The 20,227-nt window shown below is 72.4% G+C and carries 13 protein-coding genes; 7 read left to right on the top strand and 6 right to left on the bottom strand.

Annotated features, from left to right (window positions below; translation table 11 throughout):
- The first annotated feature begins 273 nt into the window (after positions 1 to 273).
- Positions 274 to 1,230 (top strand): 3-methyladenine DNA glycosylase, encoded by a 957-nt coding sequence (locus H9641_RS08920; RefSeq protein ID WP_225220200.1) that lies wholly within the window; start codon positions 274 to 276, stop codon positions 1,228 to 1,230.
- A gap of 151 nt (positions 1,231 to 1,381) precedes the next feature.
- Entirely contained in the window at positions 1,382 to 2,200 is an 819-nt protein-coding gene (locus H9641_RS08915; protein ID WP_191802929.1) for an aminoglycoside 3'-phosphotransferase, read from the top strand.
- A 31-nt stretch (positions 2,201 to 2,231) separates the two neighbouring features.
- On the opposite strand, the gene H9641_RS08910 is transcribed toward H9641_RS08915, so the two are convergent.
- The 4 genes from H9641_RS08910 to H9641_RS08895 form a co-directional block, all read right to left on the bottom strand.
- A complete protein-coding gene (locus tag H9641_RS08910) occupies positions 2,232 to 3,683 on the bottom strand; it encodes an alanine/glycine:cation symporter family protein (RefSeq protein WP_191802927.1) in 1,452 nt (483 codons plus the stop codon).
- Positions 3,684 to 3,763: 80 nt separating this feature from the next.
- Positions 3,764 to 4,360: a YdeI/OmpD-associated family protein gene (locus H9641_RS08905; protein ID WP_191802925.1), complete on the bottom strand. Its 597-nt coding sequence runs from the start codon at positions 4,358 to 4,360 to the stop codon at positions 3,764 to 3,766.
- 123 nt (positions 4,361 to 4,483) lie between these two features.
- Positions 4,484 to 7,972, bottom strand: coding sequence for a GH92 family glycosyl hydrolase (locus H9641_RS08900; protein ID WP_191802923.1), 3,489 nt, complete (start codon positions 7,970 to 7,972; stop codon positions 4,484 to 4,486).
- 157 nt (positions 7,973 to 8,129) lie between these two features.
- Complete coding sequence (locus H9641_RS08895) at positions 8,130 to 11,735, bottom strand: GH92 family glycosyl hydrolase (protein ID WP_225220199.1); 3,606 nt, start codon at positions 11,733 to 11,735, stop codon at positions 8,130 to 8,132.
- Positions 11,736 to 11,933: 198 nt separating this feature from the next.
- Between H9641_RS08895 and H9641_RS08890 the strand changes: the two genes are divergently transcribed.
- Positions 11,934 to 14,588 carry a DEAD/DEAH box helicase gene (locus H9641_RS08890; RefSeq protein WP_191802921.1) on the top strand — a complete coding sequence of 885 codons (2,655 nt, stop codon included), beginning with the start codon at positions 11,934 to 11,936 and terminating at the stop codon, positions 14,586 to 14,588.
- A gap of 6 nt (positions 14,589 to 14,594) precedes the next feature.
- Here H9641_RS08890 and H9641_RS08885 read toward each other — a convergent pair whose 3' ends face one another.
- The gene (locus H9641_RS08885; protein WP_191802919.1) at positions 14,595 to 15,545 is read right to left on the bottom strand and encodes an Acg family FMN-binding oxidoreductase; all 951 of its coding nucleotides are present in this window, start codon (positions 15,543 to 15,545) and stop codon (positions 14,595 to 14,597) included.
- 210 nt (positions 15,546 to 15,755) lie between these two features.
- Here H9641_RS08885 and H9641_RS08880 point away from each other — a divergent pair, with 210 nt between their 5' ends.
- Positions 15,756 to 16,484 (top strand): VIT1/CCC1 transporter family protein, encoded by a 729-nt coding sequence (locus tag H9641_RS08880; protein WP_191802917.1) that lies wholly within the window; start codon positions 15,756 to 15,758, stop codon positions 16,482 to 16,484.
- Between the two features lie 19 nt (positions 16,485 to 16,503).
- On the opposite strand, the gene H9641_RS08875 is transcribed toward H9641_RS08880, so the two are convergent.
- Positions 16,504 to 17,151: a FadR/GntR family transcriptional regulator gene (locus H9641_RS08875; protein ID WP_225220198.1), complete on the bottom strand. Its 648-nt coding sequence runs from the start codon at positions 17,149 to 17,151 to the stop codon at positions 16,504 to 16,506.
- 75 nt (positions 17,152 to 17,226) lie between these two features.
- Between H9641_RS08875 and H9641_RS08870 the strand changes: the two genes are divergently transcribed.
- The 3 genes from H9641_RS08870 to H9641_RS08860 all read left to right on the top strand — a co-directional run bounded on the left by H9641_RS08870 (position 17,227) and on the right by H9641_RS08860 (position 20,145).
- Positions 17,227 to 18,495, top strand: a complete 1,269-nt coding sequence (locus H9641_RS08870; protein WP_191802913.1) for an MFS transporter — start codon at positions 17,227 to 17,229, stop codon at positions 18,493 to 18,495.
- Positions 18,496 to 18,510: 15 nt separating this feature from the next.
- Positions 18,511 to 19,014, top strand: a complete 504-nt coding sequence (gene ybaK, locus H9641_RS08865) for a Cys-tRNA(Pro) deacylase (protein WP_191802911.1) — start codon at positions 18,511 to 18,513, stop codon at positions 19,012 to 19,014.
- A 222-nt stretch (positions 19,015 to 19,236) separates the two neighbouring features.
- Positions 19,237 to 20,145 carry a sulfurtransferase gene (locus tag H9641_RS08860; protein ID WP_191802910.1) on the top strand — a complete coding sequence of 303 codons (909 nt, stop codon included), beginning with the start codon at positions 19,237 to 19,239 and terminating at the stop codon, positions 20,143 to 20,145.
- The last annotated feature ends 82 nt before the right edge of the window (positions 20,146 to 20,227 follow it).

Here is a 20,227-nt window from a genome sequence, read left to right as displayed (position 1 = left end):
GTGGTCCGGGCCTGCCGAGGACACGGCCCGACGCCCCGCCAGGAGCACGGGCCGTAGGAGCGCGCCGGGTCGGTCCCGCTCCCGTGTCGCGACGACGGTCCGTGCTGGTCGAGAAGCCGGGTGTCCCCTCTCACCGCACCCCGGCTCGTCCAAGGAGTCTCACCTTCACCGTGACAGACGTCACCTGGTTCAGCCAGCGGTAGGGACCGTGCCCGGGCCGCTCGTCCCGGGCCGACGAGGGTCGCCCCACCGTCCGACGCCTACCCTGGAGCCATGCCCACGCTCCCCGCTCCCCACCGCACGCGCCCTCCCGTGGCGCGCGACGCCGTCGGGCCGGGACGGCTCGCCGGGGACGAGTGGCTCCTCCTCGCCGAGGCCCACGCCGAGCGCGCCGACGCCCTGACCGCGGGCTGGCGCGAGCGCCGGACCCGAGGCGAGAAGCACGCCGTCGAGGACTTCCTCTTCACCTACTACCCCACGCGCCCGGCCCAGCTCCGCCGGTGGCACCCGGGTGCGGGCGTCACGCTCTCCGGTGCCAGCGGCAGGCCCGACGGCGCCGCTCCCCTCCTCGCCGAGCGCGCCACCTGGCGGTGGTACGGGGCCGACGCCACCGGCGACGTGACGCTCGACGTCGACGCGTTCCTCGCCGACCGCGGCGAGACCGTGCGCTACGCGCGCGAGCTGCTCTCGGCCACGGCCTCACGACCCGCGACGCTCGGCTGCTTCGGGCTCCACGAGTGGGCCATGGTCTACCGCGACCACGCCCAGGGGCGCGACCACCGTCACCCCCTGCCGCTGCGGCTGGGTGCCCGCGGCACCGACGACGTCGTGGCCTCGCACCCCGTGCGCTGCTCGCACTTCGACGCGTTCCGCTTCTTCACCCCCGAGGCCGTGAGCCTCAACCGGCTCCAGCCCACGCGCGAGACCCAGCCCGCGCTCGAACAACCGGGCTGCCTGCACGCCAACATGGACCTCTACAAGTGGGCGACCAAGCTGTCGCCCGCCGTGCCGAGCGGTCTGGTCCTCGACGCGTTCGAGCTCGCGCGCGACATCCGCTGGGTCGACATGCGGGCCAGCCCCTACGACGTGTCGTCCTACGGGGTCGCCCCCGTGGCGATCGAGACGCCCGAGGGCAAGGCCGAGTACGTACGGCTCCAACGCGGGTTCGCCGAGCGGTCCGCGACGCTGCGCGAACGGCTGGTCGAGGTCTGCGAACGCCTGCTGGGCTGAGGCGTGCGACAGTTGCCCGCCGACACCGCGCGGCTCGAGATCTGTCCGACCTGACCGACCCACGGCCGAGGACCCGGTGGGCTTTGGCCTGCCGACAGGGTGCCTGCCGGGCGCGCGAGGAGGGGGTACGGCGACCTGGCAGGATCGGGGCATGACCCGACCGCCGCTCGCCGAGATCCCGACGGGGCCCGTGCCCGTCCCACCCGCCGTCCGCTCGCTCGTCGACGCCGCGGGGGGCGGGGACCTGGTCCCGGTGTGGAAGAACGACCTCGGCGGCCTCACGTTCCGCTGGGGCACGGGCGCCACGGCTCGGTACGTCAAGTGGGTCGCGGCCGGGACGCCGGAGATCGACCTGCTCGCCGAGGCCGAGCGGCTCGCGTGGGCCTCACGGTTCGCGACCGTGCCACGCGTGCTCGACGCCGGGCAGGACGAGGTCGGTGCCTGGCTCGTGACCGAGGCGATCGACGCGGCGTCGGCCGTCGACCCGCGCTGGATCGCCGAGCCCGTGACGGCCGCGGCGGCGATCGGTCACGGGCTGCGCGTCCTGCACGACACGCTGCCTGTCGAGGACTGCCCGTTCACGTGGGGCGTCGAGGCGCGCATCGCGCGCGCCGACGAGCGGATCGCCGACGGCGAGGGACCGTCCGACTGGTTCCCCGAGCACGCGCAGCTCTCGGTCGCCGAGGCGCGTCCGCTCCTCGACCTGACTCCTCCCGTGGACCGGCTCGTCGTGTGCCACGGCGACGCGTGCGCGCCCAACACCCTGCTGGCCGCCGACGGCACGTTCGCGGCGCACGTCGACCTCGGGTCGCTCGGGGTCGCCGACCGCTGGGCGGACCTGGCCGTGGCCGCGTGGAGCACCGAGTGGAACTACGGGCCGGGCTACGACGGGATCGTGTACGAGGCCTACGGCATCGAGCCCGACAAGGAGCGCATCGCCTACTACCGCCTGCTCTGGGACCTGGGCTGACGCCACGGCCCCCGGGGCCGAGCGGCCCCGGCTACGCCTTCGAGCCCTCCTGGACCGGCGCCCACACGTCGCCCGGGACGTCACCCGGCAGGTCCGGGTTCCCGACCCCGACGAACCGGTCCCCGCCCCCGCCCTTGCGCAGGCGCTCGTAGTCCTTGAGCGCCCCGAACGCCCAGCGGCCCAGCAGCGTGATCGCCACGAGGTTGACGAGCGCCATGAGCGCCATCGCGACGTCCGCCACGGCCCAGACGGCCTCGAGCTCGATGAGCGAGCCGATCCCGATCGCGGCGAGCACGAGCGTGCGCAGCGCGGTCAGCGCCTTGGCACGGATGCCGAGGAAGGTCAGGTTGACCTCGGCGTACGAGTAGTTGCCCAGCACCGAGGAGAACGCGAAGACGAACACGAGGATCGTCATGGGCCACACGGTCCACGTCCCGAGCTGGGCCGCGACGGCCTGCTGCGTGAGCGAGGCCCCGGCGGCGTCGGTCGTGGTGCCCGGGTCGAACACGGACGGCCCTGCCATGAGGATGATGAAGGCCGTGGCCGAGCAGACCACGATCGTGTCGACGAACACCCCGAGCGACTGGATGAGCCCCTGCTTGGCCGGGTGCGAGACCGTCGCGGTCGCGGCCGCGTTCGGGGCGCTGCCCATGCCCGCCTCGTTCGAGAACAGGCCGCGCTTGACCCCGTTGAGCAGCGCGGCGAGGATCCCGCCGGCCGTGCCCGCGACGGCCTGGTCCAGGCCGAACGCGCCCTCGACGATCTGCCGGACCACGCCCGGCACCGCGCCGAGGTTCATGAGGATGATCGTGGCCGCGAGCAGGACGTAGACCCCCGCCATGATCGGCAGGACGATCCCCGCGACCTTCGCGACACGCTTGACCCCGCCGAACAGGACGGGGGCCGCGAGGATCATGAGGAACACCGCGGTCCAGCCCGGCGCCACGGCGTGGCCGTTGTCGAGCGCCTCGCTGATCGTGTTGGCCTGCACCATGTTGAACGCGAAGCCGAACGCGAAGATCAGCAGGATCGCGAACACGATCCCCCACCGCCGCGAGCCCAGGCCGCGCTGGATGTAGTACGCGGGGCCGCCGCGGTAGGAGCCGTCGTCGGCCCGGACCTTGAAGATCTGTCCGAGCGTCGCCTCGACGAACGCCGTGGCCATGCCGAGGAGCGCGACGCACCACATCCAGAAGATCGCGCCGGGGCCGCCGAGCGTCAGCGCGATCGCGACGCCCGCGATGTTGCCCGTGCCCACGCGTGACGCGAGGCCCACGCAGAACGCCTGGAACGAGGAGATACCGCCCTCGGCCGCACCGGTCGAGCCCCCGACGAGGCGGAACATGAGCCCGAACAGCCGCACCTGGACGGCACGCGTGCGGACCGTGAACCAGATGCCGGCGCCGATGAGGACGTAGATCAGGACGTAGGAGTACAGAAAGTTGCTGACCGGGTCGATCAGCGCCTCTTGCAGGACGTCCATGCCTCACCCCTCCGGCCCGACGGCGGTTCTGCCGCTCCGAGGGACGCTAGCCGCTCGTGGTGGCTGTGTCGCGACGGACCTCAGCGGGGCTGCTCGTGCGCACGCTCGCCGCGCTGCGCCTTCTCGGCCGTCTCGGCGATCCGGGCCGCACGGGTCGGTGCCCGCCGGGCGTCCGCGATCCACCCGAGGACGAGACGGCGGACCCCGGGCGGGAAGCCGTCCCAGTGCTCCCAGGCGGGCGGTGCGGCCGCGAGCGCGGAGGCCAGGTCGTCGGGTACGACCAGCGCCTCGGCGTCGTCGTACCTCGTCCAGGAACCGTCGGCCCGCGCCGCCTCGATCACCGCGCGCCCCGCGTCGGTCATCCGCCCGTCCGCCTCGGCTCGCGCGACCCGTTCCTTGCTCAGGCGGGTCCACCGGCTCCCAGGCCGCCGCCTGGTGAGCCACATCATCGAGCGCTCGTCGTCGATCGTCTGGACGGTCCCGTCGATCCACCCGAAGCTCAGTGCCTCCTCGATGAGCGCGTCGTAGTCGATCGGGGCTCGACCGCTCGCCCGGCGCCACTGCACGACCCACACCCCGGGCACCTCGTCGGCGTGGTGCTCGACGAGCCAGGCCCGCCACTCGGCGGCGGTCTCGGGGTGGAAGCGAGGCGCGTCCACGCGCCGGTCGGTCACCATGCGCCCAGACTGCCACGGGGCGTCGTGCTCTTCGCGGCGAGACCAGCGGGTCCCGGTCACGCGAACGGAGAGGGGAGGTGCTGTCCGGGACGCGTCCGGACCAGCACCCCCCCCGCTCGCGGGTCAGTCGCAGGTGGTGGCGTCGTAGGACGCAACGACCTCCTGCGAGCGACCGTCCTGGGTGACCACGACCGTGACCTGGCCCGCCTCGACCGCACCCGAACGCGTCGCGAACGACGCCGACGCACTCTTGCCCGACGCCAGACCCACGAACGACCTGCTGCCGAACGCCGACGACACCCTCACGTCCACCGGCGACTCCTCACCGCTCACCGCACGCGCCGAGACCACCACACGCCCCGCCACGCACTGCGTCCTCGCCGAGACCACCACGTCGAACACAGGCCCCACCACGACCGCATCGCTCGCCACCGCGAACACGTGCAGGTCCTTGTTCCGCGGGAACGTGATCGAGACGATCTTCTTGCCCTCGGGGGCCACGTAGGGGGCCGTGGAGAACACGAACGCACTGTCCTTGTCCCCGTTGCGGCGGTCCATGCGCGCGACCACCGCGTTCCCCAGGACCGGGCTGCCGTCCGCGCTGGGCAGGACCCAGTCACCGAAGCCGACCGTGGTCGTGGCCGTGGTCCCGTCCGTGAACGTCACGGTCGCCTTGCCCTGCTGGGTCCCGTTGGTCGCAGCACCGACGAGCGAGAAGCCCGCGCTCGGCGCCGGCAGGACGACCGTCTCGCCGTCGAGCGTGAGCGAGTCCGGGCGTCCTTCGGGCGAGGAGGGCCAGACGAACGGCAGCCCGCCGACGTCGTGCGCCGAACCCGGTGTGAGCCCCGCCTGCGCGAGCGCCTCGCGCGAGAACGAGTTCCCCGCACCGTCGAAGTTGGCGCCGCCCCGCTGGGCCTGGCTCGCGCTCCCCACCGTGTCGAACGCCGCGAACAGGCTTCCCTCGGCCGCGACCCGCACCGTGACCGGGACACGCCTCTCGGTACCCCCGGCCGTGAGCGTGACCTCGACGTCGTGGAAGCCCTCGGGCACGTCCTGCCCCACCGCGAAGGTGAGGTCACCGCGCAGGTGACCTGCGCCGTCGGGCACGAGGGCCTCACCCGTGACCGTGATGCCCGTGGGCGCGTCGACCGAGACCGCGACCTGGGCTTCCAGGTCCCCGAAGAGCTGGGCGTCGACCGGCGACGTCGCCGTGCCGCCCGGGGCGACCGAGACGAGCGCGCTCCCCGCGTTCGCGACGAGCCCCTGCTCACCCTCGCGGAACGACGGCGGCGAGGCCTCGGGCGACGTGCCCCAGGACGTGTCGCGCTCGGCCGACAGGGCCAGCTCGACGACCCCGCCCTCGTGGATCAGGCCCTCGGGCAGGTAGGTCCGGTCCCAGGGCTGCCCGTCGACCGTCATGCCCGTGATGTACCGCTGCCCCGTCGACGCGCCCGGCGCCCGCAGGTCGAGCGCCTTGCCGTCTCCGAGGTCGATCACGACCCGGTCGAAGCGCGGGGTGTTGATCGCCAGGACGTCGGTCCCGGGGGTCGTGGGGTACAGGCCCGCGGCGGCCCAGACGTACCAGCCCGCCTGCGCGCCCAGGTCGTCGTTGCCCGGCTTCCCGTCCGGCGTCGGGGAGAACAGCGTCGCGGTGATCTCGTCGACCAGCTCGGTCGTGCGCCAGGGCTGTCCCACGTAGTCGTACAGCCACGGCACGCCGAAGTTCGGCTCGTTGCCGATCCAGAGCCGGGGCTCGTTGGGACCCGAGTTGTGGGTCGTGGTGAACCGGTCGAGCCGCTCGGCCACGGCCTCCCGACCGCCCAGCCCCTCGGTGAGCGCCGCGACGTTCTGCGGGACGAGCCACGTGTACTGCTCGGCGTTGCCCTCGTCGAAGCCTTCCTGCCCGAACCCGCCGCTCCCGTCCGGGACCACGAACGAGCCGTCCGCGTTGCGGGCTGCGACCGTGCTCGTGCTCGGGTCGAAGATGTTCTGCCAGTACTGGCCGCGCGCCTGGTACTCGGCCGCGGTCTCGTCCTGTCCCAGGGCCCCCGCGAGGCGACCGATCGCGAAGTCCGCGACCGACCACTCGAGCGTGATGGACGCCCCGACCACGCGGTGGTCACCCCGGAACTCCTCGGTCTGCGGGGCGTACCCGCGCTCGAGGTAGGTCCCGATCCCGTGCCGCTGGACGTACCCGCTCGGGGTCCGGCCCTCGGTCGTGGCGCCCTTGACCATGTACTCGAGCGCCGTCTCGGCGTCGAAGTCCCGCGCACCGAACGCGTACATGCTCGCGATGAGAGGCACCGAGCTGTCGCCGGTCATCTGCCCCGTGTACCCGTTGGCGACGGGCCAGCGCGGGAGCCAGCCGCCCTCGACGGCCGAGCTCACGAGCGACTGCGCCATGTCCGAGGCGCGCTCGGGGGCGAGCACCGCCTGGAGCGCGCCGAGCGACCGGTAGGTGTCCCAGTCGGAGAAGTTGGCGTACCGGGTGCGACCGTCGGCGACCTGGTGGATCTGCTGGTCGAACCCGACGTAGCGGCCGTCGACGTCGTCGAACGTGTTGGGGTGCATCATCGAGTGGTACAGCGAGGTGTAGAACATGGTCTTGTCGGCGGCGTCCTCGCCCGCGACCTGGACCTTGCCCAGCAGGTCGGACCAGGCCGCGCGGTTGTCGTCCCTCACCGCGTCGAAGTCCCAGCCCGGGATCTCGGCCGCGAGGTTGGCCTGCGCGCCCTCGACGCTCACGTACGACATCGCGACCTTGGCCTGGACCGTCGAGCCCGGCGCGAACGTCGTCCACGCTCCCGCGCGGCTTCCCTTCGCCGAGCGGTCGCCCGTCGTGAGGGTCGTGCCCTCCCACGTGCCGAACGACGAGAAGTCCTGGTCGAACTCGACCGCGTAGTAGAGCGTGTAGCGGTTGCCCTTGCCGCAGAACCCGCCGCTCGACACCGAGCCGGTGACCGTGCGGCTGCCCGTGACCTCGACCGTGGACCCGAAGACCGTGCCGAGCGAACCGCCCGGGTTGACGATGACCTGCGCGTCGCCCGTCTGCGGATAGTCGAACGTCATGCCGCCCGAGCGCGTCGCGGCCGAGAGCTCGGCCTCGATGCCCGAGCTCTTGAGGGTCACCGCGTACCTGCCCACCTCGGCGCTCTCCTGGTCGTGCGAGAACTCCTCCTTGCGGTCCCACGGCGCACTGCCCACGCTCCCGGCGACAGGCAGGATCGGGACGTCGCCGAACACCCAGCACCCGGCCGACGCGTGGTTCATCGAGAACCCGCGGATCGCCTGGTGCGAGTAGCGGTACCCCGCGTACGCCCGGTCGCCGTTCCCCACCGACACCTGGGTGTCGGGCGAGAGCTGCATCATGCCGAACGGCATCGACGGTCCGGGGAAGTTGTTGATCTCCCCCACGACGCCGTTCGCCTGCCCCGTGCCGACCATCGGGTCGACCAGGTCGACCGGGTCGGTCACCAGTCCGGTGTCGGAGGCCCCGGCCGCTGGTGCCGGCGGGGCGGCGACCGCCGCCCCTCCCACGAGCCCCGCGCCCGCGACGGCCGCTGCGGCGAGTGCCGCGACGACCCTTCGTGTCCTGCCTCGTGCTGTTCTCACGCTCTGCTCCCTCGTTGGTCGTACCTGACCTCGTGACGTGCTGCGGAACGCCGGTCGTCCCGGCGGACCGGGGGCGCCCCGCCCGTGTCCTGCGCGTCGGGCGGGTCGCACCGACGTGCCCGCCCGGGGTTCCCTCCCCGGGCGGGCACGTGGTGGGTCAGTCGCAGGTGGTGGCGTCGTAGGACGCCACGACCTCCTGCGAGCGACCGTCCTGGGTGACCACGACCGTGACCTGGCCCGCCTCGACCGCGCCAGAACGCGTCGCGAACGACGCCGACGCACTCTTGCCCGACGCCAGACCCACGAACGACCTGGACCCGAACACCGAGGACACCTTCACGTCCACCGGCAGGTCCTCACCGCTCACCGCACGCGCCGAGACCACCACCCGCCCCGCCACGCACTGCGTCCTCGCCGAGACCACCACGTCGAACTCAGGAGCCACCACGACCGCATCGCTCGCCACCGCGAACACGTGCATGTTGGTCGCGCGCGGCAGGGTGATCGTCGCGAGCGCCTTGCCCTCGGGGACGGCGACCGGAGCCGTGGCGTACAGGCCGCACCCGATGCGCTGGGTCCCCGTGCCGCTGCCGCGAGCGCCCGCCTTGGCGACGAGGATGTTCCCGGCCACGGGCGACCCCGTGCACCAGTCGCTCAGCTCGACGCGCGACGTCTGGCTCGTCCCGTCGGTGAATCCCAGGACCAGGTCGCCCCCGTGCGTGCCGTTGTTGCTCGAGCCGACCAGCGAGACCTGGCGCGCCGTGCCGATGCTCGCGCGCACGTCGAGCACCTGGCCGTTCGCGCGGACGTTGTCGGGCGCCCCCGGCTCCTCGGCCGCGAGCACGTAGCCCAGCTGCGTGCCCGGGACGAGTCCCGGCACGCCCTGGACGGCACCCTGCTCGGCGAGCAGGTCGCGCAGCAGGTAGGCCCCCTGCCCGTCGAAGTTCGCGTTGGCCGCCCCGGTGTCGCCGATCCCCACGTTGTCGAAGCTGCTGCGCAGCCACGACTCCTGCGCGACGACGACGGTCACCTCGCGGGAGACCTCGTGCCCTGCGGCGTCGGTCACGACGACCGTGACGGGGTACGCACCGGGCGCGACGCCCGGAGCGGCCGAGAGCCTCAGCGGGATCTCGCTCGTGGCCGGCAGCCCGTCCGAGACGACGGACCACGGACCCGAGCCGTCCTGGACCTGGACCGCGTCGCTCCCGGTCACCTGGATCTCGCCCGAGACCGTGCCCGGGCCCTGCGCGACGACGCTCGCCACGAGGTCGACCGTCGTGCCCGGTCGGATGACCGGGTGCGCGGTCGAGAGGCCTGCGAACAGGCGGCTCACCTCGACGTCGACACGGTCGACCGCGCCCGGCGCGGCGTCCTCGCCCGTGGCCCACGCGGTGTGCTCGGCGCTCGTGGCGAACGACAGCGTTCCGGCCGCGGTCAGCTCGGGGCCCGTGAGGTAGGCGCGGTCCACCGTGGTGTCCCCTGCGGTGACCGAGGCCGTGTAGCGGTTCTCGGTCGACGTCCCCGGTGCGGTGATGTGCAGCTCGCTCCGGGCGTAGAACGACTCGTCGAGGTCGATCCGGACGTCGTCGAACAGGGGGGTCGAGAGGCCCCACGTGTCCGTGCCCGGCACGATCGGGTAGATCCCGAGCCCCGACAGGACGTGCCACGCCGACATGGTGCCCAGGTCGTCGTTGCCCGTGACGCCGTCGGGGCCGTCGGTGAAGAGGGTCAGGGCCGCGCGCACCACGTCGTTGGTCTTCCACGGCTGCCCGGTCCACAGGTACACGTACGGCGCGTGGAGGTTGGGCTCGTTGTTGGGGTTGTAGGTGTCCTGGTCGTAGTAGGAGTAGGTGCCGTTGACCCATACCTCGCGGGCCGTCTTCTCGGGGTCCACGAGCAGCTGGTCGTACGCGAAGAACGCGTCGAGCGCGTCGTTGGCGGCGTCCGTGCCGCCGATCAGGTCCACGAGGCCCGGGACGTCCTGCTGGACGAGCCACTGGTACTGGACCGCGGTGCCCTCGTGGAACCCGTCGCTCTTGGCCGGGTCGGGGTCGCCCACGAACAGGCCGTCGGCGTTGCGGGCGCGGAAGGCCCCGGTGCGCGGGTCGAACACCGAACGGTAGCTCTGGCCGCGCGCGGCGTAGCGGTCGGCGTCCTCGTCATGGCCGAGGCCGCGCGCCATGGTCGCGAGCATCGCGTCCGAGAGCGCGTACTCGAGCGTTGCCGAACCACCGTGCTGCAGGTCGTAGTCTCCGGGCTTGCCCGACCGTCCCGGCTCGTGCGGGACGAACCCGCTCGCCAGGTACGTGTCGTTGCCCGCGCGTCCGTTGAACGGCGAGTCGGCGGGGGCCATGTTGTCGGCGCTCTGCTGGAGGACCGCGTAGGCCTCCTCCTCGTGCCCTGCGAGGAGCCCCTGGCTCCACGCGCTCACGAGGAACGGCGTGGCCGGGTCGCCCGTCATGATGTTGGTCTCGACGGTCCCGTAGCCCCAGCGCGGCAGCCAGCCGCCATGCTCCGCCGCGCGCACCACGGACAGCGCCATGTCCTGCGACTCCTGCGGGGCGAGGAGCGCGAGCAGCTGCTGCTGCGTGCGGTACGTGTCCCACAGCGAGAAGTTCTGGTAGTAGGTGAAGTCCTCGGCGACGTGGACCTCCTGGTCCCAGCCGCGGTAGCGCCCGTCGACGTCGGTGCCCGTGTTGGGGGCCAGGAAGCTCCGGTAGAGCGAGGAGTAGAAGGTGCGCAGGTCGTCCTCGGCGCCGCGCTGGACGGCGACCGACCCGAGCCGCTCCTCCCACGCGGCGGTCGCGGCCGTGCGGGCCTCGTCGAACGTGCCCGCCTCGGCCTCGAGGTTCGCGGAGGCTCCCGCTGCGTCGACGTAGCTCATCGACGTGGTCGCCTCGACGTCGAGGTCGCCGCCCGTGGTGTCGAACCGGAGGTAGGCGCCCACGCGGCCGTCGCCCGTGGCGCTCGCAGCGCCCGCCGTGACGGTGCCGCCCTGCCAGGTGCCGTAGGTCGTGAAGGGGCGGTCGAACGTCGTGCGCGTGTGGATCGTGAAGGGCTGCGTGTCCTGGCAGAAGCCGCGCTGGGTGATGGTCGTCTCGACCGTGCGGTCGTCGATCACGGTCACGGTCGACCCGGTGACCCGGTTGAGGGCCTGGCCGGTGTTGATCAGCACGTTCGCCTTGTCGGTCGACGGGAACGTGTAGCGCTGGACCGCGGTGTGCTCGCCGGCCGTGAGCTCGGCGTCGATGGTGCCCGCCGACGCCTGGAGCCCCACGCGGTAGTACCCGGGCGAGGCCTCCTCGTCGTCGTGCGAGTACTGCAGGGCGTACTGCCCGTAGTCGGTCGAGGTGACGTCGCCCGTCGTGGGCAGGACGGGCAGCGTGCCACCCAGCCCGCACCCGACCCCCGAGAGGTGCACGAGCGAGAACCCGCGGATGCGGTCGCGCCCGTGGTCGTACCCGACGTTGTGGCCGTTGTCGGGCGAGAACTGCACCATGCCGAACGGGACGCTCGCCCCGGGGTAGGTGTTCCCGTCGTCCTTGGTCCCGATGAAGGGGTTGACGTACGAGACGAGGGGCTGGTCCACCGGGACGACCTCGGCCCGGACCGCGGTCGGGGCGGCCGGCGCCGCGCCCGCGGCCGGGAGAGCGGTCGCCGCAGGAACGGCCCCCACGAGGAGCGCGAGCGCCAGGGCGGTCGACGGGATCGGGCTCCGACGGTGCTGCTTCGAACGAGTTGTCGCGTGCTGACGAGGAGTCATACGGCTCGCCCTCCTGCCCACCACGGCGTGGGCTGCTCGGTGTACCCAGCGTCAGTGCTGGGCGTTCTGCACCTTTGCATGGCATGACAGCGCTGTCCACGGGAGCCATAAGGTTGCCGCCCCTCGGTGGCGCGGCACAGCCGGGCGACCACGCGACGCGGCCCACCGCCAGGCGCCCGCTCTGCGACAATGGCCACGATGAGCACCACGACCCCCACCACCCGTCCCGAGCCCGGCCTGGTTCGTCACCTGCCGGCACCGGACGGCTCGGGCACCCCCGACCCTGACGCCCTCTACGAAGGGTTCACCGAGTGGGCCACCGAGACGGGGATCGACCTCTACGCCCACCAGGACGAGGCCGTCATCGAGATCTTCTCGGGCGCGCACGTCATCCTGGCCACGCCCACGGGGTCGGGCAAGTCGCTCGTGGCGGTCGGCGCGCACTACGCGGCCCTCGCCGCGCACCGTGCAGGAACCCCCGGGCGCAGCTACTACACGGCCCCGCTCAAGGCGCTCGTGAGCGAGAAGTTCTTCGCTCTCGTCGCGGTGTTCGGGTCCGCGAACGTGGGCATGATGACGGGTGACTCGTCGGTCAACCCGACCGCACCGATCATCTGCTGCACCGCGGAGATCCTCGCGAACATCGCGCTGCGCGACGGCGCCGACGCGGACGTCGCGCAGGTCGTCATGGACGAGTTCCACTACTACGCGGACCCACAGCGCGGCTGGGCCTGGCAGGTCCCGCTCCTCGAGCTGCCCCAGGCGCAGTTCGTGCTCATGTCCGCGACGCTGGGCGACACGAGCACGTTCACCGAGGACCTCGAGACCCGCACGGGACGCCCCGTCGCCGAGGTCACGAGCGCCGAGCGTCCCGTGCCGCTCACGTTCGCCTACGTCGTCGAGCCGCTGGGCGAGGTCATCGAGGAGCTCGTCACGACGCACCGGGCGCCCGTCTACGTCGTGCACTTCACCCAGAAGGACGCGGTCGACCGCGCCCAGGCCCTGCTGAGCATCAACGTCGCGAGCCGCTCGGAGAAGGACGCGATCGCGGCCGAGCTGGGCGACTTCCGCTTCACGTCGGGGTTCGGCAGGACGCTCAGCAAGTTCCTGCGCCACGGCGTGGGCGTGCACCACGCGGGCATGCTGCCCAAGTACCGTCGCGTGGTCGAACGCCTGACCCAGGCCGGGCTGCTCAAGGTCGTGTGCGGCACCGACACCCTGGGCGTCGGCATCAACGTCCCCATCCGCACCGTCCTCATGACGAGCCTCGTGAAGTTCGACGGCGAGCGCATGCGCCACCTCACGGCACGCGAGTTCCACCAGATCGCGGGCCGCGCCGGCCGTGCGGGCTACGACACGCTCGGTGAGGTCCTCGTCATGGCCCCCGAGCACGTGATCGAGAACCGCAAGCTGCTCGCCAAGGCCGGGGACGACCCCAAGAAGCTCAAGAAGATCGTCCGCAAGAAGGCACCCGCAGGTGCGGTCAACTGGACCGACGCGACGTTCGAGCGTCTGCGCGACGCCGACCCCGAGGCCCTGACCAGCCACTTCACGGTCAACCACGCCATGGTGCTCAACGTGCTCGCGCGCGGTGACAAGGGCGAGGACCCGGTCCGAGCCATGAAGCACCTGCTCACGGCCAACCACGACACCGAGGCCCAGCGCGAGCGCCACGTGCGCCAGGTGTTCCGCATCTACCGCTCGCTGCGCGTCGCGGGCATCGTCGAGCGCGTGCGCGTGCCCGACCCGACGTACCCGAGCGGGCAGCGCCCCACGGTGCGCCTCACGGTCGACCTGCCGCGCGAGTTCGCGCTCAACCAGCCCTTGTCGCCGTTCGCGCTCGCGGCGCTCGACCTGCTCGACGTCGAGTCCCCCACGCACGCGCTCGACGTCGTCTCGGTCCTGGAGGCCACGCTGTCCGACCCGCGCCAGGTGCTCGTCGCGCAGCAGCACCGGGCCCGCGGCGAGGCCGTGGCGGCCATGAAGGCCGAGGGGTACGAGTACGAGGAGCGCATGGCGCTGCTCGAGACCATCACGTGGCCCAAGCCCCTCGCAGACCTGCTCGAGCCCGCGTTCGTCACGTACAAGCACTCGAACCCGTGGGTCTCCGACGCCGAGCTCTCGCCCAAGTCGGTCGTGCGGGACATGGTCGAGCGGGCCATGACCTTCGGAGAGTTCGTGTCCGTGTACGGCCTGGACCGCACCGAGGGCGTCGTGCTGCGCTACCTCGCGGACGCGTACCGCTCGATGCGCCAGACGATCTCCGAGGAGCACCGCACCGAGGAGGTCCAGGACATCACCGAGTGGCTGGGCGAGCTGGTGCGCGGCACCGACTCGTCGCTGCTCGACGAGTGGGAGCGCCTGGCCAACCCGGTCGACGACGACGCGGACGACGAGGTCGGCGACGGCCCGCTGTCCGGCACGGGCGCCGAGGCCCCGGTCCGCCCGGTCACGGGCAACCCGCGCTCGTTCCGCGTCCTGGTCCGCAACGCCCTGTTCCGCCGGGTCGAGCTCGCGGCGCGCGAGAACTACGACGCGCTCGAGGCCCTCGACAAGGCGAGCGGCTGGGACGGCGACGCGTGGGCCGACGCGCTCGACCCGATGTTCGAGCTGCACGGCAACGACGCGATCGGCGTGGACGCCGCGGCGCGCTCGTCGGCCCTCGTGCAGATCTTCGAGAACGGCGTGCGCCCCGACGGCGAGCGTGTCGAGCCCGGCACGTGGTTCGTCCGCCAGGTGCTCGACGACCCGGCCGGCGACCACGACTGGGCGATCAGCGCCGTCGTCGACCTCGCGGCGAGCGACGAGGCCGGTGCCGTGGTGCTGAGCGTCGTGGCGGTCGGGACGATCTGACGGGGTCTACCGGACCACGTCGTCGGCCGGGCGGCGGGGCGTCCGGGGGGACGTCGCGCTGTATCCCAGTCGCAGCACCATCTGAGGCGCCCCCGCGTCGAGCGCCGCCGCGAGCGCGGCCCGCGTGGTCGGGTTCTCCAGGACCGTCGTCGCGAACGAGGCGTGCACGAAGTAGGTGGTCGCGGTCAGCAGGACGCGCTCGAGGGCCTGGCCCGCTGCGAGCCAGTCACGCACGGAGTCGCCGGGGGTCGTGAGGACCGCGAGCGTCGACCGGTGCTCGAACGCGGCCCGGTCGCTCGTGCTGTCGCCGCCGAAGTGCCGCACGGGGGCCAGCGCGTCGTCGCTCGCAGGACCGAGCGCCGCGACCGGGATCCCGTCGGGCCGGTCGGGGTCGCTCGTGACCCAGCGCGCCTGCTCGACGCGGCCCGTGTGGTCCTTGCCGGCGGCCTCCTCGGCCTCGCGCACGAGGTCCAGCAGCACGGTCCGCTCGGGCGCCTGCGGCGCGAGCGTCACGAGCCGTGCCCCCTCGGACGTCGCCGCCCTGTCGAGGTCGTCGACGACGTCGGCGTCGAGCGGCTGGTCCTCGAACGGCACCCGGGACGTGGCACGCCGCTCGATCGCGACCGCGAGGTCGAGCTCGTCGGCGTCGGGCAGGACGCCCGGCACCAGGTCGACGCGGGCGACCAGGGCAGGGTCGGCGTCGTCGGGCAGCAGCGTCAGCACCGGACGGAAGGACTCGCGGCGCGCCGCGACGCGCAGGTTCGCGAGGAACGCGCCACAGCTGATGAGCATCTCCCGGCCGGCGGGGTCGGCGTGCGTCAGCCGGCGCGAGTCGTCGGCCAGGATGTCGAGCGTGGTGCCGCGCACACGGACCGACCACGGCTGGGTGTTGTGGACGCTGGGGGCCCGCGACGCGGCCGCGAGGATCCGTTCGATACGAGGGTCGTCGATGCTCATGTGCGTTCTCCCTGCTCCGATGCGCCCCTGACGCATCCCCTGCCGGCGGTCACCTCTGCCACCTCGAGCCTCTCAGGACGGGCCGGGGTCGGCCAGGGACGAAGGTCCTCGCGGGCCTGAGGTGCAGGTCACACGCTCGGCGCCCGGGACGAGAGCGAGCGCGTCGTGGCCCACCACGACAGGCTCGCTCCCCCGTCCTACCGTGGCCTCATGAGCGCACGCGACCAGGAGACGACACCGCACGAGGGAGAGCAGCACCAGACCGAGGGGACCGGGTCGCGGCTCAACAGGCTGCGCGCCGGGGTGCTCGGCGCGAACGACGGGATCGTCTCGACCGCGGGCGTGGTCGTGGGTGTCGCCGCCACCAGCACGTCGATCCCCGTCATCGCGACCGCGGGCGCCGCCGCGCTGCTCGCCGGGGCCCTGTCGATGGCCGCGGGCGAGTACGTCTCGGTGAGCACGCAGCGCGACACCGAGGAGGCCATGCTCGCCAAGGAGCGCCAGGAGCTCGCGACCATGCCCGCCGAGGAGCTCACCGAGCTCGCGGGGATCTACCGGGCCAAGGGGCTCACGCCCGAGCTCGCGCACGAGGTCGCCGTCCAGCTCACGGCGCACGACCCACTCGCGGCGCACGCCGACGCCGAGCTCAACATCGACCCCGACGACCTGACCTCGCCGTGGGAGGCCGCGGTCGCCTCGATCGTCTCGTTCACGGTGGGTGGTCTGCTCCCCATGGCCGCGATCCTCCTGTCCCCCACCGCAGCACGGATCCCCGTGACGTTCGTCGCGGTCGTCCTGGCGCTGGTCCTCACGGGTTGGGGCAGCGCGAAGCTCGGGCAGTCGCCGACCCGGCGGGCCACGATCCGCACGGTCCTGGGTGGCGCGATCGCCATGGCGGTGACGTACGGGATCGGCTCGCTCGTCGACGTGAACGTCTAGCGGGAGCCCGCTCCGCGGCTCAGTGCATGAACGGCCCGAAGATGGCGGCCACCATCGCCGCTGCCCGATCGGCATCCCCCTCAGCGATCGCCTCGACCAGCTCGTGGTGGCGACGGTGGGCCGCGTCCTCGTCCTCGTGCTCCTCGTCGCGCATGTGGACCGCGAAGACGTCGAGCATGCTGGAGTAGAGCTGCAGGTAGAGCGGGTTGTGCGTGGCCGCCACGATCGAACGGTGCAGGTCGAGGTCGGCGCCTGCCCGCTGGTCGCGGTCACCGGTCGACCAGATCGATGCGCGTCGGTCGCGCAGCTCGCGCAGCAGCTCGACGTCGGCTTCCGAGCGGCTCGATGCGGCGAGCGAGGCCGCGGTGCTGTCCAGGGCGAGGCGCAGCTCCAGGTAGTGGCGACGGCTGCCCCCGGCGAGCTGACGTTCCAGGGTGCTCGTCAGCTCGGAGCTGGAGATGACGAAGGTGCCGCGGCCCTGCTCACGGCGCAGCAGACCCGCGTGCACCAACGACTGGAGCGCTTCGCGGACCGTGTTCCGCCCCACCCCGAACTCCGCCACCAGGTCGGTCTCGGTCGGTATCCGGTCGCCGACCGGCCAGCGACCGGAGACCACCTCGTCGCGGAAGCGCTCGACCGCCTGGTCGATCAGACCTGCTCGACGCATCGGCCGCCGTGTGTCAGACTCACCTGGATTCATCCCATGATCCCATCATTCGCCGATCTCATCGTGGAGTTTAGCGTGACGACACTCTCTCCAGCGCGCATCCCGGTACGCCGTGGGCACCTGACCGTGTGGGCCGGCCTTGCCGTCGCGCTGACGGCGGTCAACCTCCGCACGGCCGTGACCGGATTCACCCCGCTCCTCGAGATCATGGGGTCCGACCTCGGGTTCGGAGTGGCCCTGGCGGGCCTGCTCGGGACCGTGCCTGCGGCGTCGTTCGCCGTCTTCGGGTTTCTCGCCCCGGTGGTGACGAGGAGGTTCGGGCTCGAGCGCACGGCCACGGTGGCGCTGGGCCTGACCGCCCTGTCGCTCGTGGTGCGCGCCTTCTCACCGACTCCCCTCGCGCTCGTGCTGTCGACCGTGCTGGCCCTGGCCGGGATCGGCGCCGCGAACGTCGTGATCGTCCCCCTGGTGAAGGCCTGGTTCCCCGACCGGATCGCCCTGTGGACCTCGCTCTACCTGCTCCTGATGCAGACGGGTCAGTTCGTCGCCCCGCTGCTGGCCGTCCCGGTGGCGGAGGCGACGAGCTGGCGCCTCTCAGTAGGGGTCTGGGCGGTCCCGGCCGCGCTGGCCGCGGTGGTCTGGCTCGTCCTGGCAGCGCGGCTGCCCGCCGACCACCACCGCCCGAGCGTCCCGGCGACCACGGGGGCGAGGCCACGGATCAGCCGGTCGTCGACCGCCTGGGGTCTGGTCGTCCTGTTCGCGATGATGGCCCTGTCCAACTACGGGATCATCACCTGGGTGCCGGCCGTGCTCACCGACGCGGGCGGGAGCCCGGCCCTGGGCGGCTCCATGATCGCGCTGCACTCGGCCTGGGGCGTGGCTGCGGCGTTGGTGGTCCCGCACGTGGCCACGCGCATGGCGAACCCGTTCGTCGTGGTCGTCGCGTGCTCGGTCGTCCTGATGGCCGGCTACCTGGGCCTGATCCTCTCCCCGCTCGGCGGCACGGTGCTCTGGGTGTGCGCGCTGGGGATCGGGGTGAGCACGTTCCCGCTCTGCATGACGCTGATCAACCGCCGGACCAGGACCCCGGAGTCGGCATCGGCCGTCTCCGGCTTCGTCCAAGGGATCGGCTACGGCCTGGCCTGCTTCGGCCCGCTGGGCCTGGGCCTTCTCCGCGAGGCGACCGGCTCGTGGACGATCCCGCTCCTCGCGCTCGCAGCGACCGTGGTCCCCGGAGTGGTCGCCGGCTGGTTCGCCTGCCGTCCACGCTTCGTGGAGGACTCCGCGACACGACCGCCGCAACAAGCCGCCACCTTCCCGCACCCCCCGGAGACGCGCGCCTAGGGGCACAATCTCCCTGTGGCCAAGAAGCAGAAGTCCTCCCCCCACGCAGGCACCCCCGCGCTCGTCGCGCTCGAGAAGGCCGGGGTCCCGCACACCGTGCACCCCTACGAGCACGACCCGTCGTCCGACCTGAGCTACGGGCTCGAGGCGGCCGCCGCGATCGGCATCCCGGCCGAGCAGGTGTTCAAGACCCTGGTCACCTCGGTCGACGGGACGCTCGTCGTGGGCGTCGTGCCCGTGGACCGCAAGCTCGACCTCAAGGCGCTCGCCCACGCGGCGGGCGGCAAGAAGGCCGCGATGGCCGAGCAGGCCGCGGCCGAGCGCGCGACCGGGTACGTGGTGGGCGGCATCTCGCCCCTGGGCCAGCGCCAGCGGCTGCGCACCGTGATCGACGAGTCGGCGCTGGCGTTCGACGCCGTCTACGTCTCGGGCGGGCGCCGCGGGCTCGACGTGGGCCTGGCCCCCGCGGACCTGGTCTCCCTCACGGGCGCGGTGACCGCACCCATCGCACGCGACTGACGGGCTCTTCCTCGGCCGCCCTGGCGCTGCCCTCCGACGGGTAACACTGTCTCAGCATGTGCGACGGGCCTTCCGGTCCGTGGACACCGTTCCTAGAGTGACGAACGTGCCCGAGCGGTACCCACCGCGCCGGCACGCACGTCTCAGCCCGACCCCGCCCGCGCCGCCCTGCGTGCATCCCCGCCGCCGCCCTGCCAGCCCATGAGCCCTCAGGAGGACATCATGTCCGCACCCCTCGACACGACCGAGAAGATCGCCGCCTACGCCCACCCCGACCGCCTCGTCTCCACGGACTGGCTCGCCGAGCACCTGCACGACGAGAACGTCGTCGTCGTCGAGTCCGACGAGGACGTGCTGCTCTACGAGACCGGGCACATCCCGGGCGCCGTCAAGGTCGACTGGCACACCGACCTCAACGACCCCGACCTGCGCGACTACCTCGACGGCAAGGGCTTCGCCCAGCTGCTCGGCTCCAAGGGCATCTCGCGCGACACCACGGTCGTCCTGTACGGCGACAAGAACAACTGGTGGGCCGCGTACTCGGCATGGGTCTTCACGCTGTTCGGCCACGAGGACGTCCGCCTCCTCGACGGCGGGCGCGGCAAGTGGATCGCCGAGGGCCGCGAGACCACGACCGACGTCCCCACGCCCGAGCCCGTCGAGTACCCCGTGGTCGAGCGCGACGACGAGACGATCCGCGCCTTCAAGGAGGACGTGCTCGCTCACCTGGGCAACGGCCCGCTGGTCGACATCCGTTCGCCCCAGGAGTTCACGGGCGAGCGCCTGCACATCCCGGACTACCCCGAGGAGGGCGTGCTGCGCGGCGGTCACATCCCCACCGCGCGCAACGTCCCGTGGGCGACCGCGGTCGCCGAGGACGGCACCTACAAGTCGCGCGAGGAGCTCGAGGCGATCTACCAGGAGGGCGGCCTGGGACTGTCGACCGACGACGAGGTCATCACCTACTGCCGCATCGGCGAGCGTTCGAGCCACACGTGGTTCGCGCTGACGTACCTGCTCGGCTTCGACAAGGTCCGCAACTACGACGGCTCGTGGACCGAGTGGGGCAACGCGGTCCGCGTCCCGATCGTCAAGGGCACCGAGCCGGGCGAGGTCCCCGCGCGCCTCTGAGGTGACGCCCCGCACGGGGCGCTCTCCTGGTGCCCCCCCGCGGGGGGGGGGGCCTGGCCAAGCAGGCCCAGGCCCACGCCGA

The sequence above is a fragment of the Oerskovia merdavium genome (assembly GCF_014836755.1).
In the GTDB taxonomy this organism is placed as follows: domain Bacteria; phylum Actinomycetota; class Actinomycetes; order Actinomycetales; family Cellulomonadaceae; genus Oerskovia; species Oerskovia merdavium.
This window is presented reverse-complemented; position numbering and strand designations above follow the sequence as displayed.

Coding starts and splice junctions, on each gene's coding strand:
- H9641_RS08860 (WP_191802910.1), top strand. CDS start 19,237: ATGTCCGCACCCCTCGACACGACCGAGAAGATCGCCGCCTACGCCCAC.
- H9641_RS08875 (WP_225220198.1), bottom strand. CDS start 17,151: ATGCGTCGAGCAGGTCTGATCGACCAGGCGGTCGAGCGCTTCCGCGAC.
- H9641_RS08895 (WP_225220199.1), bottom strand. CDS start 11,735: ATGACTCCTCGTCAGCACGCGACAACTCGTTCGAAGCAGCACCGTCGG.
- H9641_RS08880 (WP_191802917.1), top strand. CDS start 15,756: ATGAGCGCACGCGACCAGGAGACGACACCGCACGAGGGAGAGCAGCAC.
- H9641_RS08920 (WP_225220200.1), top strand. CDS start 274: ATGCCCACGCTCCCCGCTCCCCACCGCACGCGCCCTCCCGTGGCGCGC.
- H9641_RS08885 (WP_191802919.1), bottom strand. CDS start 15,545: ATGAGCATCGACGACCCTCGTATCGAACGGATCCTCGCGGCCGCGTCG.
- H9641_RS08905 (WP_191802925.1), bottom strand. CDS start 4,360: ATGGTGACCGACCGGCGCGTGGACGCGCCTCGCTTCCACCCCGAGACC.
- H9641_RS08915 (WP_191802929.1), top strand. CDS start 1,382: ATGACCCGACCGCCGCTCGCCGAGATCCCGACGGGGCCCGTGCCCGTC.
- H9641_RS08910 (WP_191802927.1), bottom strand. CDS start 3,683: ATGGACGTCCTGCAAGAGGCGCTGATCGACCCGGTCAGCAACTTTCTG.
- H9641_RS08890 (WP_191802921.1), top strand. CDS start 11,934: ATGAGCACCACGACCCCCACCACCCGTCCCGAGCCCGGCCTGGTTCGT.